Here is an 18,584-nt window from a genome sequence, read left to right as displayed (position 1 = left end):
GGGCGCCGCCAGCAGCCCGGCAGAGCCGGTTCCGCGGCGGCCGCTGGGCCGGGTCGCGGCATGCGCAAGGCGGCGCCATTCACCCCATGTTTGTCAGGAGACATCCAGAATGAACCCCTACATCGACGAGGATCTGGCGGCCATTGCCGAGCAGGCGCGCCGCTTCGCGACGGACCGCGTGGCGCCCGGCTTCCAGGAACGCGACCGCACGCGCGTGCTCGACCGCGCGCTCATGCGCGAGATGGGCGAGATGGGCTTCATCGCGCCCGAGCTGCCGGAGGCCCAGGGCGGCCAGGGCCTGGGCGCGCTGGCGGCCGGTGTGGTCCACGAAGAGATCGCGCGGGCCGACCTGTCCATCAGCTACATCAACCTGCTGGCTTCGCTGAACGGGCAGATCCTGTCGCAGCACGGCCTGCCCGACGTGGCCGCGCCCTGGCTGCGCCGGCTCACGCGCGGCGAGGCGCTGCTGGCCATCGCGCTGACCGAGCCGCGCGGCGGCTCGGACGCGGCCAACCTGCGGCTGCGCGTGGAGCGCGTCGGCGACCACTACGTGCTGAACGGCGAGAAGACCTCGATCTCGGCGGCCGACCAGTGCGACGCGGCCGTGGTCTTCGGCCGCACCGGCAGCGTGGAATCGCAGGCCCATGGCGTGACCGCGCTGCTCGTGCCCATGGACCTGCCCGGCATCACGCGCAACCGCTTCGACTGCCACGGCCAGCGCGCCATCGGCCGCGGCGCGCTGTTCTTCGAGAACGTGCGCGTGCCGGTGGACCACCGGCTGGGGGAGGAGAACAAGGGCTTCGTGCAGGTCATGCAGGGCTTTGACTACTCGCGCGCGTTGATCGGCCTGCAGGTGCTGGCGGTGGCACGTGTGGCGCTGGAGGAGACCTGGGCCTACGCGGCCGAGCGCGAGGCCTTCGGCAAGCCGCTCTCGGCCTTCCAGGGCGTCTCGCACCCGCTGGCGGACGGCGACACCCAGGTCGAGGCCGCGCGGTTGCTGTGCCTGCAGGCGCTGTGGCTGAAAGACAAGGGCCTGCCGCACAGCGCCGAGGCGGCCATGTGCAAGTGGTGGGCGCCCAAGCTGGCCTACGACGTGGTGCACCAGTGCCTGCTGTCCTTCGGCCACGGCGGCTACGACCGCGGGCCCATGGAACAGCGCCTGCGCGACGTGCTGGGCTTTCAGATCGGCGACGGCACGGCCCAGATCATGAAGACCATCATCGCCCGCGCCCGCGCCGGCCGGCAGGCCGTACCGAACTGAACGACAACGACGCAGAGGAGACACCCCATGGAATTCGATGCCGTCCTGCTGCCACCGCGGCGTGCCGCCAGCGTGGCGCAGGGCCACTGGAGCGACCAGACCCTCAACGACCTGCTGGATGCCGCGGTGCAGGCCTGCCCCGAGCGCGTGGCGCTGACCGCGCTGCGCAGCGACGCGGCCGAGCCGCGGCGCTTCACCTACCGCGCACTGGCCGCCATGGCCGACCGCATCGCCGTGGGCCTCGCACGCCTGGGCGTGGGTCGCAACGACGTGGTCGCGATGCAGCTGCCCAACTGGTGGCAGTTCGCGCTGCTCACGCTGGCCTGCGCGCGGCTGGGCGCCGTGATCAACCCGATGATGCCGATCTTCCGCGAGCGCGAGCTGCGCTTCATGCTGGGCCACGGCGAGGCCAAGGTCTTCGTCGTGCCCGCGCAGTTCCGCGGCTTCGACCATGCGGCCATGGCGCGCGCCCTGCAGGCCGAACTGCCCACGCTGCAGCACGTGGTGGTGGTCGGCAGCGGCGGCGCCGACGACTTCGAGACGCTGCTGTCCGGCCCCGCCTGGGAGCACGAGCGCGACGCCGAGGACATCCTGCACAAGAGCCGCCCGGGGCCGGACGACATCGTGCAACTCATCTACACCTCGGGCACGACGGGCGAGCCCAAGGGCGTGCTGCACAGCGCCAACACGCTGCTGGCCAACATCCGGCCCTACGCCGAACGGCTGGGCCTGTCCAGCGCCGACACGGTGTTCATGGCCTCGCCCATGGCGCACCAGACCGGCTTCATGTATGGCCTGGTCATGCCCATCCTGCTGCAGTGCCCGGCCGTGCTGCAGGACGTCTGGGACCCGGCGCGCGCGGTGCAGGCCATCCGCGCCGAGGGCGCCACGTTCACGATGGCGTCCACGCCCTTCCTGACCGACCTCACGCGCAGCGTGCGCGAGAGCGGCCTGGCCGTGCCCAGCCTGCGCACCTTCCTGTGCGCGGGCGCGCCCATCCCCGGGCCGCTGGTGCAGCAGGCGCGCGAGACGCTGGGCACCAAGATCGTCTCGGCCTGGGGCATGAGCGAGAACGGCGCCGTGACGCTGATCCGGCTGGACGACCCCGACGAACTTGCCACCACGACCGACGGCTGCCCCCTGCCCGGTGTGGAACTCAAGGTGGTGGACTTCGACGGCACCGAGCTGCCGCGCGGCGAATCCGGCCGGCTGCTGGTGCGCGCCGCGTCGAACTTCGGCGGCTACCTCAAGCGCCCGCACCTGAACGGCACCGACGAGCAGGGCTGGTTCGACACCGGCGACCTCGCGCGCATGGACGCCGACGGCTACATCCGCATCAGCGGCCGCAGCAAGGACGTGATCATCCGCGGCGGCGAGAACATCCCGGTGTTCGAGGTCGAATCGCTGCTCTACAAGCACCCGGCCGTGCTGCAGGTGGCCGTGGTGGCCTACCCGGACGAACGCCTGGGCGAGCGCGCCTGCGCGGTGGTGGTGCCCAAGCCCGGCCAGAGCATCGACCTGCCCGAGATCGTGCGCTTCCTGAAGGCCGAGCAGGTGGCCGTGCAGTACGCGCCCGAGAAGCTGCTCGTGCTCGACGCCATGCCGGCCACGCCCTCCGGAAAGATCCAGAAGTTCAAGCTGCGCGAGATCGTGCAGCACGCGACCGCCTGATTCCCACAACGACCCGAGGAGACAACCATGGACAAGAAGATCGCGCGCCGCGGCGCGCTGGCCGCCGCATGCCTGGCCCTGGCCGGCAGCGTGTGGGCGCAGGCGCCGGCCTGGCCCGCCAAACCCGTGCGCATCGTCGTCGGCTTCGCGCCGGGCGGCAGCACCGACGTGATGGCGCGCATCGTCGCGCAGTCGGTCGGCGAGGCCATCGGCCAGACCGTCGTCATCGACAACAAGCCCGGCGCCAGCGGCAACATCGCCGCAGCCGAGGTGGTGCGCGCCGCGCCCGACGGCCACACCTTCCTGATCGCGCCGACCTCGGTGGAGACCGCCAACCCCTGGCTGTTCAAGTCCCCGCTGCTGCCTTCGCGCGACCTCGCGCCCGTGGGCAGCATCGGCAAGACGCAGATGTACCTGGTGGCCAAGCCGCAGATCGCGGCGAAGGACGTGCGCGAACTCGTGGCGCTGGCCAAGGCCCAGCCCGGCAAGCTGTCCTATGCGTCTGCGGGAACCGGCACGCCGCCGCACCTGGCCTGCGAGATGTTCAAGGCCGCCAGCCAGACCTTCGTCACGCACATCCCCTACCGCGGTGCGGCGCCCGCGCTGCAGGACGTGCTGTCGGGCCAGGCCGACTTCGTGTGCGACCCTGGCATCGCGTTCCCGCACATCCGCAGCGGCAAGGTCAAGCTGCTGGGCGTGGTCAGCGCCAAGCGCTCGCCGTTCTTCCCCGACGTGCCCACGGTCGGCGAACAGGGTGTGGCCGGCGCCGACCTGGACATCTGGTTCGGCCTGTGGGCGCCCAACGGCACGCCGCCCGAGATCCTCGCGCGCATGAACAAGGAGCTGGCCCGCGCGCTGGCCCAGCCCGCGTTGGCCAAACGCTACGGCGACCTGGGAGCCGAGCCGCTGGCGATGGAGACGGCTGAGTTCCGTGCGCTGCTGCAGCGCGAGGGCAGGCAGCTGGAGACGTTGATCAAGGCGCAGGGGATCACGGTGGAGTAGTGCGTGGCCACAGCGCCCACATCTTCAACGGCTGCTTGAGCCGCCCCGCGAAATCGCCCGCCTCCGGCCCCCAGCCCGCGAAGTAGTCGGCCCGCACGGCGCCGACGATGGCGCTGCCCGTGTCCTGCGCGAGCACGAGCCGCGCCAGCGTGGTGACCGGCCCCTGCGAGGCCAGCCAGACCGGCGTGCCGTAAGGGATGCTCTGCGGGTCCACCGCGATCGAGCGGCCCGGCGTGAGCGCCACGCCCTGGGCGCCGCGCGGGCCGAAGGCCGCATCGAAGGGCGGCAGCGGCTCTTCGCGGAAGAACACCATGCGCGGGTTGGCCCACAGCATGTCGCGCACGCGGCCGGGGTTCTGGAGGGTCCAGGCCTTGATGCCCGGCCAGGTAGCATCGCGGATCGCGCCCTGGTCCAGCAGCCAGCGGCCCACGCTCTTGTAGGGTTGGTCGTTGGTGCCGGCATAGGCCAGGCGCACGAGTTTCTGGCTGCCGTCGGGCTCGGTCACGCGCAACCGGCCCGAGCCCTGGATCTGCAACACCAGCGCGTCGACCGGGTCGGCCAGCCAGGCGATCTCGCGGCCCGCGAGTTCGGCCTGGGCCTGCGGCAGCGTCTCCATCTCCTGGCGCGTGTACCAGGGCCGGCGCTGGGCCAGCGAGGCCGGCGGCTGGTACAGCGGCACGGGGAAGGCCGCGCTGGGCTGGCGCGCCGCATCGAACATGGGCTCGTAGTAGCTGGTCAGCAGTCCCTCGCTGGGGGGCTGGCCCGGCAGGGGCTGGATGCGGTAGGGCTGCAGCCGCGCGATCATCCAGGCGCGCTGCTCCTCGAGCGTGGCGATGGACAGGCGCCGCACCTCGGCACAGAGCTGGGCCCAGGTGCTGCCCGGGCGCTCGCAGCTGCGCATCCACGCGTTCCAGGCTTCGTGCAATGCGTCCTGGCCCACGCCGGGCAGTTCGTTCCAGCGCACCGGAATCCATTGGCTGCGCCCGCGCAGGATGGGTGCGGGCAGGGGCGCGGTGTCGCCGGGCCAGTCGGCGACCGGTGGCAGGGGCGGCCAGGTCGGCGCCGGGGTGGCCGCTGGCGGGGGCTGGCTTGGGGGTTCGGGCCGTGGGGGCTTGCTGGAGCAGGCGACGAGCGTTCCTACAATCGCCGCGCCCACCACCCACCAGGAGAGTCGCTTCATGGTCCTGATTTTGCTCGAAGCCCTCGCAGCCCTTTTGCTGCTGGTGGGCATCGTCTGGTGGACCATGTTCTCGGGCCGGGACAAGGGCGAGCTGCCGCAGACTGAGCGCAAGCCGGACGATCCGCAGGGCTGAAGTCCCCACGCCAGCCCGCGACACGCAGGGCGGCTACAGTCTCCGGCGCCCCGGAGACCCCTGCCTTGCTGTTCCGCTACTTCGAGAAACTTCTTTCCCCCTACCCTGCCGCCGAGCCGGCCCTGCCGCCCAAGGGCTTCTTCGCCTTCCTGTGGGCCTGCACCGACGGCTTGCGCGGCAAGGTGGCCTGGCTGGCGCTGCTGACGGCCGCGATGGCCGCTTTCGACGCGCTGATGTTCGCCTTCCTCGGCCGCGTGATCGACTGGCTGGCCGGCGTGCAGCCCGCGCAGCTGTGGGCCGAACGCGGCGGCGCGCTGCTCTGGCTGGGCGCGGCGCTGGCCGCCAGCGTGCTGGTGGTGGCGCTGCAGACCATCGTCAAGCACCAGGTGCTGGCCATCAACCTGCCCATGCGCCTGCGCTGGAACTTCCACCGCCTGATGCTGGGCCAGAGCATGGCCTTCTACCAGGACGAGTTCGCCGGCCGCATCACGACCAAGGTCATGCAGACCGCGCTGGCGGTGCGCGACACGCTGTTCGTGCTGGCCGACGTGGTGGTGACCATGGGCATCTACGTCGCCACCATCGCGGTGCTGGCCGGCGTGTTCGCGGGCGGGCTGATCTGGCCCTTCGTCATCTGGCTGCTGCTCTACATCCTGGCCGCCACCTACTTCGTGCCCCGCCTGGGCCGCGTGGGCAAGGCCCAGGCCGATGCGCGCTCGGCCATGGTCGGCCGCATCACCGACGCGTACACCAACATCATGACGGTCAAGCTGTTCTCGCACACCCAGCGCGAGGCCCAGGTGGCGCGCAGCGCGATGCAGGACTTCATCGTCACGGGCTACCGGCAGATGCGCCTGGTCAGCGGCTTCGAGATCGTCAACCACACCCTGTCCATGGGGCTGGTGGCCGGCATGGCCGGCATGTCGCTGTGGCTGTGGTCGCGCGGCGAGGTCGGCGTGGGCGCGGTGGCAGCCTCGATCGCGATGGCGCTGCGGCTGCAGGGCATGTCGCAATGGATCATGTGGGAGATGACCAGCCTGTTCGAGGCCGTGGGCACGGTGCAGGACGGCATCAACACACTGAGCCGGCCACGCACCGTGGTCGATGCGCCGGGCGCCCGGACGCTGCAGGTGACGCGGGGCGAGGTGCGCTTCGAGGACGTGAGCTTCCGCTACGGGCCGGACAAGCCCGCCGTGATCGAGCACCTGAACCTCACGGTGCGCCCCGGCGAGCGCATCGGCCTGGTGGGCCGCTCGGGCGCGGGCAAGAGCACGCTGGTCAACCTGCTGCTGCGCTTTCACGACGTGGCCGGCGGCCGCGTGCTGGTGGACGGGCAGGACATCGCCCAGGTCACGCAGGACTCGCTGCGCGCCCAGATCGGCATGGTCACGCAGGACACCAGCCTCCTGCACCGCTCGCTGGCCGACAACATCGCCTACGGCCTGCCGGACGCCACCGAAGCGCAGATCCGCGCGGCGGCAGAACGTGCAGAAGCTTCAGGCTTCATCGACCAGCTGACGGACCTGCAGGGCCGCAGGGGACTTGCAGCGCATGTGGGCGAGCGCGGTGTGAAGCTCTCGGGTGGCCAGCGCCAGCGTGTGGCGATCGCGCGCGTGATGCTCAAGAACGCGCCCATCCTGCTGCTGGACGAGGCCACCAGCGCGCTCGATTCGGAAGTGGAAGCGGCCATCCAGCAGAGCCTGAACCGGCTCATGGAGGGCAAGACCGTGATCGCCATCGCGCACCGCCTGTCGACCATCGCGGCCATGGACCGGCTGATCGTCCTGGACGGTGGGCGGGTGGTCGAGGAAGGCTCGCACCGCGAGCTGCTGGCCCGGGACGGCCTGTACGCGCGCCTCTGGGCGCACCAGAGCGGCGGCTTCCTCGGCGAAGAATGAGGGAGCAGCCGGGAGACGGGCGTCTCCCGGCGCAGTCTCAACGCAGGCCGAAGAACGACAGAACGGCGATGACGACGACGACCAGGCCAACGATGTAGATGACGGAGTTCATGGTGTATGGGCTGTTGTGTTGAAGACAGCCTCAGCATGATGGGTCGGCCGCGTGGCCGCTGTCGGCGCCCGTCGGCGCCCGTTGTAGGACCGCCAGAGACGTTCAGAGTCCACGCAGCAGGTTCGCCAGTTCGACGGCCGATTTGACCTCCATCTTGTCGAACACGCGCGCACGGTGCACCTCCACCGTGCGCACGCTGATCTCCAGCTGGTCGGCGATGAGCTTGTTGGGCATGCCCTCGACCACCAGGCGCATCACGTCGCGCTCGCGCTCGGTCAGTTCGGTCAGGCGCGTGCGCAGCAGCGTCTCGTGCTGGCGGGCCTGCAGCACGCGCGCCGACTGCACCAGGGCCTGCTCGATGCGGTCGACCAGCGCGTTGTCGGAGAACGGCTTCTCGCAAAAGTCGAAGGCGCCGCGCTTGACGGCGTCCACGGCGGTCGGCACGTCGGCGTGGCCGGTCAGGAAGATCACGGGCAGCGCCTGGTGCAGGCCGCGCGCGACGAGCTGGTCGAACAGCTCCAGCCCGCTCATGCCGGGCATGCGCACGTCCAGCAGCAGGCAGCTGGCCTGCGTCGGCACGAAGCCGGCCTGCAGCCGGGCGTCGAAGGCTTCGGCGCTGTCGAAGCCTTCGCTGAGCAGCCGGCGCGAGCGCAGCAGCCAGGACAGCGCGTCGCGCACGCCGGCATCGTCGTCGACGATGTGGACCAGGGCGTCTTTAGGGATTTGCATGCGATGTCTCCGCCACGGCCGCGGGGCGCAGCGGCATGGGATCGGTGGGGGGTTCGGAATCGGCGGCCTCGGTCGGCAGCGTGAAGCGGAACACGGTGCCGCGCGGCTCGCGCGCCTCGTAGACCATGGAGCCGCCGTGCTGCTCCACCACGGTGCGGCACAGCGACAGGCCCAGGCCCATGCCTTCGGCCTTGGTCGTGAAGAAGGGCGTGAACAGGCGCGCTGCCACCTCGGGCGCGATGCCGCCGCCGCAATCGGCCACGCTGAACTCCAGCCAGCCCTGCGGCCGCGTGGCGCCCGCACGCGTGCCGGCCGGGGCCACGCGCAGCAGCAGTTCGCGCTGGGCCACGGGCGTGCCGTCCATGGCCTGCATGCCGTTGCGGGCCAGGTTCAGCAGCACCTGCTCGACCATGGTGCGGTCGCAGTGCACGCGTGGCAGCCCCGGCGCGAGTTCGGTGCGCACGCGCACCGCGAGCTTGCGCGCCTGCAGGCTCACGAGCGGCCAGATCGCCTCCAGCAGGGCCTGCGGCGGCACGGCCTCGTGCGCCTCGTCGCGGCGCCGCACGAAGTCGTGCACGCTCTTGATCACGCGGCCGGCGCGCTCGGCCTGCTCGGCGATGCGGCGCATGGCCATGGCCATGTCGGCGGCCGAGGCCGGCTCGTGCGCGAGCATGTTCAGCGCGCCGGTGGCATAGCTGGAGATGGCGGCCAGCGGCTGGTTCAGCTCATGGCTCAGCAGCGATGCCATCTCGCCCACGGTGGCCAGCCGCGCAGTGGCCTGCAGCCGCTCCTGGCTCGCGCGCGAGAGTTCTTCCACGCGCCGCTGCTCGCTGATATCCAGGAAGGCGCTCATCCAGCCGGTCTGCACGCCCTGGGCGTTGATCAGCGGCGCCTCGATGATGAGCACGGGAAAGCGGGTGCCGTCCTTGTGCTGGAACACCGACTCATAGCCTTCGCGCGGCGGCATCTTGCCGGCCAGCCGGATGGCCTGGCGCTGCTCGTACTCGCCGATCAGCTCGGGCGGCCAGTAGGGTGCAGGCGCCGATTTGCCCCACAGCTCTTCGGGCGAATAGCCCACCATGCTGCAGAAGGCCGGGTTGACGTAGGTGATGCGGCCGTCCAGGTCGCGCGCGCGCAGGCCGGTCAGCAGCGAATCCTCCATGGCCTTGCGAAAGGCCAGCGCATCGGCCAGGTCGCGCTCGGCACGCTGGCGCCGGCGCATGTCCTTGGCCAGCAGCATGAGCACCGACACCAGCGCGATCGACATGCCCGTGACCAGCGCGGTCATCACGTTGGGCAGCAGGTCCGGCGCGGCGCGCCAGCTGGCCAGGCGCAGCAGGATGGGGTTGCCGGGCAGGTCCAGCAGCTGCTGCGCCGTGAACACGCGCGCGCCGCGGCGCGTGGCGCCGTGCAGCGCCAGCCGCGTGCCGTCGGCCTCGATGAACGAAGCCTCCTGGTAGTGCGGCAGCTGGCGGCCCAGGAACTCGGCCAGGATGTCCTGCAGCGCGTAGGTGGCCAGCACGTAGCCGGTCACGCGGCCATCGGCCTGCAGCGGCAGGCACAGGTCCATGACCTCCATGCCGCGGCCATCGGGTTGCGGCAGGTAGTAGCTCGCCGAATAGGCCGGACCGTTCAGGCGCCGCGCCGTCGCGCAGTTCAGCGTCACGTCACCCAGCGTGTCCTGGCGCGGCAGCAGGCTGAACACCGGCGCGCGGTACGGGGTATCGGCCTCGCCCAGCAGGCGCTGCCCGGCGCTGCGCCATTCCAGCCGCATGATCTCGCGGCGCTCGCGCAGCAGCTCGGCCGCGCGCCGGCCCCAGTCCTCGTGCAGCGGGTCGGCCGCGTGCAGGGCTTGCAGGCTCTGCACGTTGCGCAGCAGGCCGGCGCGGATGTCGGCCACCGCGTCGGCCGTGTCGCGCTCGACCTTGCCCTGCACCTGGGTGGCCTCGTAGCGGCCGGCCAGCCAGACCAGCGTGCCCAGCAGGCCCACCACCAGCAGGATGAGCAGCGACCACAGCGACCAGCGCCGCTGGATGAACTGCGCCCAGCGGCGCAGCAGCGCGGGCACCGCCAGCGTGGTCACAGCAGCCGGTGCTCCAGCGCGGGCAGCTGGCGGCGCGCCTGCGCCAGCCGTTCGGCCTCCAGCGCGCCCAGCACGCAGGCCTGGCCTTCGGCCTGCTCGGCCAGCACGGTGCCCCAGGGGTCGACCAGCATGCTGTGGCCCCAGGTGCGCCGGCCGTTGGCATGCAGCCCGCCCTGGGCCGGCGCCAGCACATAGGCCAGGTTCTCGATGGCGCGCGCACGCAGCAGCGTGGCCCAGTGCGCCTGGCCCGTGGTGTGCGTGAAGGCGCTGGGAACCAGCAGCAGCTCGGCGCCCTGGGCGGCGTAGCTGCGGTAGAGCTCGGGAAAGCGCAGGTCGTAGCAGACCGACAGGCCCACGCGCCAGGCCCGGCCGTCGCGTGCGGTGAGCGTGAACAGCACGGGATCGCTGCCGCGCTCGAGCACGCGCGCCTCGTCGAAGCGCTCGCTGCCGTTGTCGAAGCGGAACAGGTGGATCTTGTCGTAGCGCGCCACGCAGGCGCCCTCTGGATCGAACACCAGCGCGGTGTTGCGCACGCGCTCGCCGCCCGCCGTGATCGGCAGCGTGCCGCCGACGATCCACAGGCCGAGCTCACGCGCGGCGCGTGCCAGGAAGTCCTGGATGGGCCCTGCGCCAAAGGGCTCCTGGATCGCGAGCTTGTCGGTGTCGCGCGCGCCGAGCAGGCAGAAGTACTCGGGCAGCACGGCGAGTTCGGCACCGGCTGCGGCGGCTTCTTCGAGCAGGCCGCGCGCGGCGGCCAGGTTCTCGTGCAGGTCCATGCCCGAGACCATCTGCAATGCGGCCAGCTTCATCGCACGGCTCCCTTCTTGTCGCTGTCCTCTGCCTGGGCGCTCGCGCTGCGCGCGACGCGCTCGATGCGCGGCTCGCTCCAGGTCCCATCGATGTGGAATTGCTGCGTGGCCGCTTCCATGAGCGGGCGGCGCAGCACCCATTGTGCGAGGAAGGTACCCAAGCCGATGGCCGGGTTGATCACCGAGGCCACCAGCGAGGCCGTGCCGGCGTTGATCTCGGGCACCACCACCACGCGCAGGTCCTGCGTTTCCCGGGCGATGTCGGCGCGGCCGTCCATGAGCACGGCGGCATTGACGCCCTTCATCTGCAGGTTGTTGGAGCTGACCACGCCGCGCGCGATCTGGGCGTCGCCGCGCACGAAGTCGAACGCGAAGCCCTCGCTGAACAGGTCGCGGAAGTCCAGCGTGAGCCGGCGCGGCAGGGCCTGCAGGCTCAGCACGCCGAGCAGCCGCGCCACCCCGGCGTCGGCCTTGAGGAACTGGCCGTCGCGCACGTCCAGGTGCAGCTTGCCGGCCATGCTGGGATAGTCCAGCGCCAGCGGCGAGCCGTCCCAGGCCACCGTGCCGTCGAGCTCGCCCTGGCCGCGGCGGAACACGCCGGCCATGCCCAGGCGCGCCAGCAGTGCGCCGGCATCGTCGATCGCGAGCTTGAAGTCCATGGCCGTGCGGCGCCCGGCGCCGCCCGTGCTGCGCGCACCCCATTGGCCCGAGGCCTCGAAGCGCGCCTCGGGCAGGCGCAGGGCCAGCTTGTGCAACTGCCACTCCGCACCCTGGTTCACGGCATTCACCTCGAGCCGGCCGAGCTTCTTGCCGCGCAGTTCGAAGTCGTCCACCACGATGTCCAGCGCCGGCACGCTGGAGGGCTGCTCGTCCAGCAGCGTGGTGACTTCCTCCTCCTCGCCGGCGGCGATCACGAGGCGTTGCAGCCGCGCGTGCACGTTGCCGGGCTGGCTGCCCGTGCCCTGGCGGTACTCGAGCTGGCCGGCCAGTTCGCGCGCGTCGATGCGGGCGCGCCAGGTGCTGCCTTCACGCGCGCCGTCCAGCACCAGCTGGTGCAGGCGGCGGCTGCCCCAGCGCAGCTCCCTGGCACGCAGCGCGAAGCGGTCGGGCAGGTAGCCGGCCTCCACGCCGATGCCGGTCTGGCCCTCGCCGATCACGCCGGACAGCGCCTGCCAGGATTCCAGCGCCACGTCGTCGAGCCGCAGGTCGATGGCCACGCCCTGCGCCGGCAGCGTGGCGGCCTCGCCTTCCGGCAGGCCCAGGCCGATGCTGCCACGCAGCACGCGCGGGGTGGCGCCCGCGGTGTCGCGCTCGAAGCGCGCCTGCAGCACGCTGCCCAGGCCCAGCGTGAGCAGGTCCTGCCGGTGCGCCTGCTGGGGCGCGAGCGCCACGCGCAGCGGCAGCGCGGCATCGGCCGGCTTTCCCAGCGGTGCGGGCAGGTCCAGCGCCAGGCCTTGCAGCGCGCTCTCCAGCGTGAAGGCCAGCGCACCATCGGCGGCGCGCGTGAGGGCTGCGGTGTAGGCGGCGCTGCCGCTGGCGCGCTGGGCCAGCCGGGCCAGTGCGCCGGGCTCGCCGGCCTGGCGCAGGCCCTCGGCCGTGGCCGTGCCCTGGGCACGCAGGGCCAGCGCACCGTTCTGCAGGCCGCCGTCCACGCGGGTCTCGCCACCCAGCACGGTGGTCTGTACGCCGGCCAGGCCGAAGCCGGTCTCGCTGAAGGCCACGGTGCCGCGCGTGCGCGCCAGCTGCGGCGTGCCGGGCTTGAGCTGGATGTCGTTGCCGGCCAGCACCACGCTGCCCTGCACGCGGCTGGCCTGCAGCCGCTCCAGCGGCAGGGCCAGCTGCAGCTTGAGGTCGGCCGCGCCGCTGCCCTGGGCCTGTGCCAGCGCGCCCTCGGTCATCTGCGCCAACGGCGAGGCGGCCACGGCCGCCAGCATGCCCGCGAGCGGGCCACGGCCCTCGGCCCGCACGGCCACCTCGGGGTGTGCGAAATCGGGGATCTCGGCCTCGGCTTTGGCCAAGGCGAAGCCGCCGGCGCCGGCCAGCTGGCCGCGCGCGTTGCGCACCTGCATGCCGTTGCGGTCGAACACGAGCCGGCCGGCCAGGCCGGTCAGCATCGGCCAGGGCAGTTCGCCTGCGTCCTGCAGGCGCGGCGGCACGTAGGCGTACTGCACGTCCTCGACCTCGGCGGCGATGTAGAACTCGCCGAGCTTGGGATCCTTGTAGGGAAAGTGGTCGAGTTCGCCGCGCACCTTGAACTGCACGCTGCTGGCGCGGCCGCGCTGCACGGCATCGCGCACGTAGTGGCGGGCGTCGTCGCCCACGGCCAGCGGCAGGTAGCGGTGCACACGCGTGCCGTCGGCGCGCGTGAGCCTGCCTTCCAGTGCGAGCGTGCCGGGCCCCTGCGGCGCGCCGTCGGTGGGCGCATCGGCCTGGCTCTCCCAGCGCGCCTGCAGCTGGCCGGCGGCGTCGGCATTGGCGAACTGCAGTTCGGGCACCTGCACCGCCAGGCGCGCGCCCACATGCTGCCAGCGCACCAGGCCGTCGAGCTGGGCCATGGGCACGCGGGCCTCCTCGAACACGCCGGGGAACTCCAGCACGCCGTCGGCCAGCGCCAGGCGGGCCTCGCCGCCGCCCTCGGTCAGTTGGAAGTCCGCCGACAGGCCTTCGACGCCAGGCCGGCCCATGGGGTAGTGCAGGTCGGGCTGGCGCGGCCCGGGCGCGCCGGCGGCCAGCGCCAGGTCCTGCACCTGGCCCTGCGCGCGGTAGCTGGCCGGCGCCTCGATGCGCCCGGTCCAATGCGCCTGCAGCTGCTCGATGCGCCCGCGCGGCGCCAGCGCCTGCAGCTCGCTCTGCCATGCGGGCGCCAGCGGCAGGCGGCCGGCGATTTCGGCCAGCGCCGCCAGGTCGATGCGGTCCACGCGCAGTTCGCCCTGGCCCGGCACCCGGCTTTCGCCGCGCATGTAGCTCAGGAACACATCGCCCTGCGGCCATTGCGCGCCCTCGGCCGTGGCAAAGCGCAGCTGCCGCGTCTGCAGCTCCATGCCGCTGGCCAGCTGCCGGCCGCGGATGCGCCCCTGCAACTGCGTGAGCGCCAGCGGCGCCAGGCCCGGTCCCAGGCGCGCGCTGGCGTCGGCCAGGGCCACGTCCAGCTGCCCACCCATGACCTCGCCATGCACGACATCGATCCAGGCCGCGAGGCTGCCGCGGCCGGCCAGCAGTTCCACGTCGCGCGCCACGCCGGGTGGCAGCTGGGCGCGCAGCTGCGCGAGATCGAGCTGCGGAAACTCGGCGTAGACCGGCCCATCCCATTCGCGCCAGTTGCCGCGTCGCGGGTTCAGCAGCGACTGGCGCATGGCCGCGCGCAGGCTGAAGCGCTGGCCCCAGTCCGCGGGCGGCGTGGCATCGAAACGGATGCGGTGGCCGCGCGCGCCGTTGCGGATGACGAGGTCGGCATCGGCCAGCTCCACCGTGGGCAGGCCGGCGCGCTCGTCGGTCCAGCGCACAGTGGCCTGGCGCACGGCCAATTCGCGCTGCGAGAAGACCCAGTCGGCGGCAGGACTGCTGCCGCCCGCCCCTTCGGACAGGGGGATGCCCGCCACCAGCAGGCGTCCGTCGGCGCTGCGGCGCAGATCCAGCACCGGCCCGTCGACCACGAGCTGCTCGAAGCCCAAGCGCACCAGCGAGCGCGGCGACAGCAAGGCAGAAACCCTTGCCAGACGCAGGCCTTCACGGCCCTGGGTGTCGCGCAGCACCACGTCGGCGAGCTCGAAACTGGGCAGGATGCGGCCGGAACTGGCCGTGATGGCGCCGATGCGCACCTCGGCGCCGAGCGCGCGGCTGGCGGCCGCTTCGAGCTGCGGACGGAATTCGCCGATACGCGGCACAATCCAGCCGTGCAACGCCCCCCAGGCGAGGCCAACGACCACCCACACGCACAGAACCAGACCCAGCACCCAGGGCGCCAGGACGGCCGCCAGCCTGAGCAGGCGTGAAGGTCGTGGCGTCGGAACAGTCATTGCAAGCTAGATCGGCCAGGAATTATGACCCGCGACCCCGGCACCGGTTCCGCCCTCCCCCGTGACCCTTTGTTAACGCCATTCCTTCCCGAATCTCCTGCCGCGGCCCCGGTGCCGACCTTGCATTCGCGCTTCGTGCAACGCCTGCGCCGCCGCTACGCCGCCGAACTGGCGCTGCTGCCACCGGGCCCGCCGCGCAAGGCCGCCATGCAGGCCACGCTGGCGCAACTGCTGGCGGGCGGCCATGGCCTCAGCGCCGCGCTGCGGGTGCTGCGCCAGCTGGTCATGGAACGGCTGGTGGTGCTCGATTGCGAGCAGCGCGCCGAACTGGCGGTGGTGACCACGGCCGTGACCGAGCTGGCCGAACTGGCCTTGGACGAAGCCCTGCTGCAGGCCGAGCGCGAACTCGACGAACGCCACGGCATGCCGCGCACGGCGGACGGCCGGCGCGCCCAGCTGTGGGTCATCGGCATGGGCAAGCTCGGCGCGCGCGAGCTCAATGTCTCCAGCGACATCGACCTCATCTACATCTACGACCAGGACGGCGAGACCGCCGGCACGGCCGACGGGCGCGGGCGCATCAGCAACCACGAGTACTTCTCGCGCGCCATCAAGACCGTCTATGCGCTGGTCGGCGACACCACCGAGCACGGCTTCGTGTTCCGCGTGGACCTGGCATTGCGTCCCCATGGCAACTCCGGCCCACCGGCCGTCTCGCTCGGCGCGCTGGAAGACTATTTGCAGGTGCAGGGCCGCGAATGGGAGCGCTTCGCCTGGCTCAAGAGCCGCGTGGTCGCACCGCGCCGCTGCGTGCAGGACGGCTCGGCCAGCGAGCTGCGCAGCGTGGTGCTGCCCTTCGTGTTCCGCCGCTACCTGGACTACAACGTGTTCGAGGCGCTGCGCACGCTGCACCGGCAGATCCGCGAGCACGCCGCACGCCGCGCCGCCGGCCATCCCGAGCGTGCCAACGACGTCAAGCTCTCGCGCGGCGGCATCCGCGAGATCGAATTCATCGTCCAGCTGCTGCAGGTGGTGCGGGGCGGCCAGTTCCCCGAGCTGCGCACGCGCTCCACGCTGGACGCACTGCCGCGCCTGGCGCGCGCCGGGCTCATGCCCCAGGCCACGGCCGAGGCGCTGGCCCAGGCCTACGTGTTCCTGCGCCGCGTGGAGCACCGCATCCAGTACCTGGACGACCAGCAGACCCATGTGCTGCCCTCGGGCGACGAGGACCTGGCCTGGATCGCCGAGACCATGGGCTATGCCTCGTGCTGCCCCTTCCTGTCCGAGCTGGACCAGCACCGCGAGTTCGTCGCGCAGGAGTTCGACATCCTGCTTGGCGGCGACGCCAAGCCCTGCAAGGGTAACTGCAAGGGCGGCCCCAAGGCGCAGGGCCCGGCGGTGCCGGACTTCGACGCCGTGCTCGACCGCCTGCCGTCCGACTTCCGCCAGCGCATCGAGGCCTGGCGCGAGCACCCGCGCGTGGCGGCGCTGCGCGACGAGAGCCGCGGGCGGCTGCTGCGCCTGGTGCAGCGCACGGCCGACTGGCTGCGCGACGCGCATCCGGGCGAGGGCATCGATGCCACGCACCGGCTGCAGGGCGCGCTGCGCTGGACCGACTGGGTCGAGCCGCTGCTGCGCCGCGAAAGCTACCTCGCGCTGCTGCTGGAGCGGCCGGCCACGCACGAGCGCCTGCTGCGCCTGCTGGGCGCGGCACGCTGGCCGGCGCGCTACCTGCTGCGCCACCCCGGCGTGATCGACGAGCTGGCCTCGGCCTCGATGCTGTCCGAGCGTTTCGAGCCACAGGCCTTCGAGCGCGAACTGGAGGAGCGCCGGGCCTCGCTGGCCCGTACCGGCGAGGACGACGAGGAGGAACTGCTGAACCTGCTGCGCCGCGCCCACCATGCCGAGACCTTCCGCACGCTGGCGCGCGACGTCGAGGGCCGCCTCACCGTGGAGCAGGTGGCCGACGACCTCTCGGCCCTGGCCGACACCATGTTGCGCGTGACGGCCCGCTGGTGCTGGCAGCGCCTGAAGAACGCGCACCGCGCCGAGCCGCAGTACGCCATCATCGGCTACGGCAAACTGGGCGGAAAGGAACTCGGCTACGGCAGCGACCTGGACATCGTGTTCGTCTACGAGGACGAGGACGAGCGCGCGCCCGAGGCCTACGCCGCCTTCGTGCGCAAGATGATCAACTGGCTGACCGTCAAGACGCGCGAGGGCGATCTGTTCGAGATCGACACCGCGCTGCGCCCCAACGGCAACTCGGGCCTGCTCATCACGAGCTTCGAGGCCTACGCCAACTACCAGAAGGGCCGCGGCAGCAACACCGCCTGGACCTGGGAGCACCAGGCCATGACGCGCGCGCGCTTCGTGGTCGGCATGGATGCGCTGCAGCCGCGCTTCGACGCCGTGCGCAGCGCCGTGGTCACGTCGGCGCGCGATGCGCAGGCACTGCGCAGCGAGATCGTGGCCATGCGCGAGAAGGTGCGCGCGGCCCATCCCGTGCGCGGCGAGAAGTTCGACCTCAAGCACAGCCCGGGTGGCATGGTCGATGCCGAGTTCGCCGTGCAGTACCTCGTGCTGTCGCAGTCCGCCCGGCATGCCGAACTGATCGCCAACGTTGGCAACATCGCACTGCTGCACCGCGCCGAGGCCTGTGGCCTGCTGCCCACCGGCGTGGGCCATGCCGCGGCCGACGCCTACCGCGAGCTGCGCCATCTGCAGCACCGTGCCCGGCTGGACGAAGCCTCGACCCAGGTCGACGCCGCCGACGTGGCCGGCGAACGCGACGCCGTGCTGGCCCTGTGGCACGCCGTGTTCGACTGAACATCCGAAGGTAGCCCCATGGTGACCACCGCGCCGCTGACCGTCATCGGTTCCTACATCTCGCCCTATGTGCGCAAGGTGCTGGCCGTGCTGGAATACAAGGGCCTGCCCTATGCCATCGACCCCATCGTGCCGTTCTTCGGCGACGAGCGCTTCGCCCGGCTGAGCCCGGCGCGGCGCGTGCCGGTGCTGCTCGATGGCGAGCTTGCGCTGGCCGACTCCACGGTGATCTGCGAGTACCTGCAGGACAAGCACCCCACGCCCGCGCTGTGGCCCGACGACACCGTGGCGCGGGCGCGCGCAAGGGCGCTGGAGGAATATGCCGATTCGGTGCTGGGCGAGGTCTTCATCTGGCGCTACTTCAACCAGCTCGTGATCAACCGCTTCGTCTGGAACCAGCCCGTGGACGAGGCCGTGCTGGCCAAGGCGCGCGATGTGGAGATCCCGGCCGCGCTGGACCACCTCGAGGCCCTGCTGCCCGCCGACGGCCTGCTGTTCGGCCCGCTGTCGCTGGCCGACATCGCGGTCGCCACCTTCTTCCGCAACCTGGGTTTTGCGCGCTACCAGCTGGACGCCACGCGCTGGCCGCGCACGGCCGCCTTCGTGGCGCGCGTGCTCGCCCTGCCCTGCTTCGACACCCTCGCGCGCTTCGAGCAGATCTGCACGCGCACGCCGATTGCGCAGCAGCGCGCGGCGCTGATCGCGGCCGGCGCCCCGGTCAGCGCACAGACGCTGGGCCGCGCCGATCCGGTCAAGGGCGTGCTGAGCAAGTAAGCGCGGCACCCCTTACCGATGCCGTCCTCGCAAGACTTCCAAACGCTGCGCCGCACCCGGCGCTGCTCCGAGGGCATCGCACGGATG

General features: G+C 71.8%; 12 protein-coding genes. 7 read left to right on the top strand and 5 right to left on the bottom strand.

The window, feature by feature from the left end; genetic code table 11:
* Nucleotides 1-109: 109 nt before the first annotated feature.
* The 3 genes from aliB to IE209_RS10220 are packed head-to-tail and all read left to right on the top strand — an operon-like array spanning nt 110 to nt 3,934.
* Nucleotides 110-1,261 carry a cyclohexanecarboxyl-CoA dehydrogenase gene (gene aliB / locus IE209_RS10230; protein WP_189686830.1) on the top strand — a complete coding sequence of 384 codons (1,152 nt, stop codon included), beginning with the start codon at nt 110-112 and terminating at the stop codon, nt 1,259-1,261.
* A gap of 27 nt (nt 1,262-1,288) precedes the next feature.
* The gene (aliA, locus tag IE209_RS10225; RefSeq protein WP_189686829.1) at nt 1,289-2,932 is read left to right on the top strand and encodes a cyclohexanecarboxylate-CoA ligase; all 1,644 of its coding nucleotides are present in this window, start codon (nt 1,289-1,291) and stop codon (nt 2,930-2,932) included.
* 27 nt (nt 2,933-2,959) lie between these two features.
* On the top strand, nt 2,960-3,934 hold the full coding sequence (locus tag IE209_RS10220) for a Bug family tripartite tricarboxylate transporter substrate binding protein (protein ID WP_189686828.1): 975 nt from the start codon (nt 2,960-2,962) through the stop codon (nt 3,932-3,934).
* Here IE209_RS10220 and mltA read toward each other — a convergent pair.
* Nucleotides 3,921-5,165 carry a murein transglycosylase A gene (gene mltA, locus IE209_RS10215; protein WP_229882786.1) on the bottom strand — a complete coding sequence of 415 codons (1,245 nt, stop codon included), beginning with the start codon at nt 5,163-5,165 and terminating at the stop codon, nt 3,921-3,923. The two genes, IE209_RS10220 and mltA, sit on opposite strands and share 14 nt — an antisense overlap.
* Here mltA and IE209_RS34190 point away from each other — a divergent pair.
* Together IE209_RS34190 and IE209_RS10210 are read left to right on the top strand one after the other, a co-directional pair.
* Nucleotides 5,113-5,247, top strand: a complete 135-nt coding sequence (locus IE209_RS34190) for a hypothetical protein (protein WP_268245958.1) — start codon at nt 5,113-5,115, stop codon at nt 5,245-5,247. The genes mltA and IE209_RS34190 overlap by 53 nt on opposite strands.
* A gap of 68 nt (nt 5,248-5,315) precedes the next feature.
* A complete protein-coding gene (locus tag IE209_RS10210) occupies nt 5,316-7,145 on the top strand; it encodes an ABC transporter ATP-binding protein (protein WP_189686879.1) in 1,830 nt (609 codons plus the stop codon).
* A gap of 214 nt (nt 7,146-7,359) precedes the next feature.
* Here IE209_RS10210 and IE209_RS10205 read toward each other — a convergent pair whose 3' ends face one another.
* Genes IE209_RS10205 through IE209_RS10190 form a run of 4 tightly spaced genes read right to left on the bottom strand, consistent with a single transcriptional unit; the run spans nt 7,360 to nt 14,894 of the window.
* Nucleotides 7,360-7,986 (bottom strand): response regulator transcription factor, encoded by a 627-nt coding sequence (locus IE209_RS10205; RefSeq protein WP_189686826.1) that lies wholly within the window; start codon nt 7,984-7,986, stop codon nt 7,360-7,362.
* Nucleotides 7,973-10,069 carry a two-component system sensor histidine kinase NtrB gene (locus IE209_RS10200; RefSeq protein ID WP_229882785.1) on the bottom strand — a complete coding sequence of 699 codons (2,097 nt, stop codon included), beginning with the start codon at nt 10,067-10,069 and terminating at the stop codon, nt 7,973-7,975. The genes IE209_RS10205 and IE209_RS10200 overlap by 14 nt, the downstream gene beginning before the upstream one ends.
* Nucleotides 10,066-10,878, bottom strand: coding sequence for a carbon-nitrogen hydrolase family protein (locus tag IE209_RS10195; protein ID WP_189686825.1), 813 nt, complete (start codon nt 10,876-10,878; stop codon nt 10,066-10,068). The genes IE209_RS10200 and IE209_RS10195 overlap by 4 nt, the downstream gene beginning before the upstream one ends.
* Complete coding sequence (locus IE209_RS10190; protein WP_189686824.1) at nt 10,875-14,894, bottom strand: YhdP family protein; 4,020 nt, start codon at nt 14,892-14,894, stop codon at nt 10,875-10,877. Before IE209_RS10190 ends, IE209_RS10195 begins: the two co-directional genes overlap by 4 nt.
* Nucleotides 14,895-14,918: 24 nt before the next feature.
* Here IE209_RS10190 and glnE point away from each other — a divergent pair, with 24 nt between their 5' ends.
* Both glnE and IE209_RS10180 read left to right on the top strand, forming a co-directional pair.
* A complete protein-coding gene (gene glnE / locus IE209_RS10185; RefSeq protein WP_189686823.1) occupies nt 14,919-17,723 on the top strand; it encodes a bifunctional [glutamate--ammonia ligase]-adenylyl-L-tyrosine phosphorylase/[glutamate--ammonia-ligase] adenylyltransferase in 2,805 nt (934 codons plus the stop codon).
* Nucleotides 17,724-17,741: 18 nt separating this feature from the next.
* Nucleotides 17,742-18,497, top strand: a complete 756-nt coding sequence (locus IE209_RS10180; protein WP_189686822.1) for a glutathione S-transferase family protein — start codon at nt 17,742-17,744, stop codon at nt 18,495-18,497.
* The last annotated feature ends 87 nt before the right edge of the window (nt 18,498-18,584 follow it).

The organism is Pseudorhodoferax aquiterrae, assembly GCF_014652235.1.
Classification (GTDB): Bacteria; Pseudomonadota; Gammaproteobacteria; order Burkholderiales; family Burkholderiaceae_C; genus Pseudorhodoferax; species Pseudorhodoferax aquiterrae.
The sequence above is the reverse complement of the archived record's forward strand: the minus strand, read 5'-3'. Positions and strand labels throughout refer to the sequence as shown.

What these genes read in the sequence shown, in the direction of transcription:
- IE209_RS34190 (WP_268245958.1), top strand. Translation starts at nt 5,113, where the DNA reads ATGGTCCTGATTTTGCTCGAAGCCCTCGCAGCCCTTTTGCTGCTGGTG.
- IE209_RS10190 (WP_189686824.1), bottom strand. Translation starts at nt 14,894, where the DNA reads ATGACTGTTCCGACGCCACGACCTTCACGCCTGCTCAGGCTGGCGGCC.
- mltA (WP_229882786.1), bottom strand. Translation starts at nt 5,165, where the DNA reads ATGCCCACCAGCAGCAAAAGGGCTGCGAGGGCTTCGAGCAAAATCAGG.
- IE209_RS10220 (WP_189686828.1), top strand. Translation starts at nt 2,960, where the DNA reads ATGGACAAGAAGATCGCGCGCCGCGGCGCGCTGGCCGCCGCATGCCTG.
- IE209_RS10195 (WP_189686825.1), bottom strand. Translation starts at nt 10,878, where the DNA reads ATGAAGCTGGCCGCATTGCAGATGGTCTCGGGCATGGACCTGCACGAG.
- IE209_RS10180 (WP_189686822.1), top strand. Translation starts at nt 17,742, where the DNA reads ATGGTGACCACCGCGCCGCTGACCGTCATCGGTTCCTACATCTCGCCC.
- aliB (WP_189686830.1), top strand. Translation starts at nt 110, where the DNA reads ATGAACCCCTACATCGACGAGGATCTGGCGGCCATTGCCGAGCAGGCG.
- aliA (WP_189686829.1), top strand. Translation starts at nt 1,289, where the DNA reads ATGGAATTCGATGCCGTCCTGCTGCCACCGCGGCGTGCCGCCAGCGTG.
- IE209_RS10205 (WP_189686826.1), bottom strand. Translation starts at nt 7,986, where the DNA reads ATGCAAATCCCTAAAGACGCCCTGGTCCACATCGTCGACGACGATGCC.
- glnE (WP_189686823.1), top strand. Translation starts at nt 14,919, where the DNA reads ATGACCCGCGACCCCGGCACCGGTTCCGCCCTCCCCCGTGACCCTTTG.